This window comes from Streptococcus sp. DD11 (genome assembly GCF_001578865.1).
In the GTDB taxonomy this organism is placed as follows: domain Bacteria; phylum Bacillota; class Bacilli; order Lactobacillales; family Streptococcaceae; genus Streptococcus; species Streptococcus panodentis.
In genome coordinates this window covers 54,328-55,919 of sequence record NZ_KQ969397.1, presented here as the reverse complement: position 1 = coordinate 55,919, position 1,592 = coordinate 54,328, and the positions used below count along the sequence as shown (strand labels likewise).

Genomic DNA, 1,592 nt, shown 5'->3' with positions numbered 1-1,592 from the left:
CCAAGAGCTGGGTCTGCTCGACCACCTGACGGGCATAGGACAGAAACTCCATGCCGTCCTTGGTCAGGGTAATGCCCTTGGGATTGCGGATAAAAATCTCAATGCCCATCTCGTTTTCCAGATCCCGCACCGCGTTGGACAGGCTGGGCTGGGTGATGAAGAGCTGCTTGGCAGCTTCGTTCATGCTGCCGGTTTCGACGATTTTGATAATATAGTGTAACTGTTGAATTCTCATAGGTCTATTTTATCATATTCTTTAAGGTTTGACATATGAAATGAAGCTGAAGGACGAGAAATCTTTTTCTGCAATCAGGGTGGTGCGGTGGACTGGAAATGACAACATTGGAGATAAGGGTTAGAAAATGCTAAATTGTTAAAGTAAGTTCCACCGCCGCCGTTAGCGGAAGTTAGTCTGCTAAAAATGCATAAATCCAGCGGGAATGCGCATCGGACTAAGTTCCAGCTCAGAGAGCAAATCGGAACTTACTTTGAAAAGTCACGAGGGTCAGAAAATGACCTTCAAACTTAATTTTTCTCTTGACAATCATGCCGGTAAATTATAGAATGGAGTAGATGAAACCTTTAAAGAAGTCCAGAGAGGCTGCTAAGGTCTATACGTGCTCAATGGCAGTTTTTGCCATGCTTTCGTGTAACCTTGCCTCGAGCAGGGTTTTTCTATTTTATCCAAAACAGCCGTGCTAGACTAGTATTTAAAGCGAATAATAAATAAGGAGATTATCCCCTCATGCGTGAAGAACGTCCGATTATCGCCCTTGACTTCCCTTCTTTTGATGATGTCAAAGATTTTTTGGAGCATTTTCCAGAAGATGAAAAACTCTATGTCAAAATCGGCATGGAATTCTTCTATGCCATTGGTCCGGAAATCGTGCATTATCTGAAAGGGCTTGGCCACAGTATTTTTCTGGATCTGAAGCTGCATGATATTCCCAATACCGTGCGCTCAGCGATGTCTGTCTTGGGCACTTTCGGTATTGATATGGTGACAGTCCATGCGGCAGGCGGTGTGGAGATGATGAGCGAGGCCAAGAAGGTACTGGGGAATCAGGCGAAGCTGGTGGCAGTCACTCAGCTGACATCGACTAGCGAGGAAGACATGCGCGACTGCCAGAATATCCAGACGACGGTTCAGGAGTCGGTGGTGAATTATGCCCGCAAAGCCAAAGAAGCCGGTTTGGATGGCGTGGTCTGCTCGGCTCAGGAAGTAGAGCTGATCAAGGCTGCGACAGCAGCTGACTTCCTCTGTGTGACACCGGGGATTCGACCGGCAGGCTCTGCCATCGGCGACCAAAAGCGGGTCATGACACCGCAGGAAGCTCATCAAATCGGGAGTGACTACATCGTAGTCGGACGGCCGATTATCCAAGCTGCAAATCCATGGGATGCTTACCACGAGATTAAGAAGCAGTGGAACAGCTAATTCCTCCTAGAAAATCTGCTTTTGACTGTGTTAAAGCTCTTTGCTGAGTGCTAATTCGGCCTGCATTCTTTGCCTGTCAAAGCTAGATTTTCTTTGAGTATAAGCTCTGCTTTTATTCAACCGCCGAAGGACTCTGTTTTATGAGAAAATGCTG

At 46.8% G+C, this 1,592-nt stretch carries 2 protein-coding genes; one reads left to right on the top strand and one right to left on the bottom strand.

From position 1 onward, the window contains the following. Window positions 1–235 (bottom strand): LysR family transcriptional regulator (locus STRDD11_RS11300; RefSeq protein WP_164828480.1); only part of this gene is annotated, 235 nt, incomplete at its 3' end. A 510-nt stretch (window positions 236–745) separates the two neighbouring features. Between STRDD11_RS11300 and pyrF the strand changes: the two genes are divergently transcribed. Further along, on the top strand, window positions 746–1,438 hold the full coding sequence (pyrF, locus tag STRDD11_RS11295; protein WP_128837386.1) for an orotidine-5'-phosphate decarboxylase: 693 nt from the start codon (window positions 746–748) through the stop codon (window positions 1,436–1,438). Window positions 1,439–1,592 lie beyond the last annotated feature (154 nt).

Excerpts from the sequence above, each read along its gene's own strand:
- pyrF (WP_128837386.1), top strand. The coding sequence starts at position 746 with ATGCGTGAAGAACGTCCGATTATCGCCCTTGACTTCCCTTCTTTTGAT.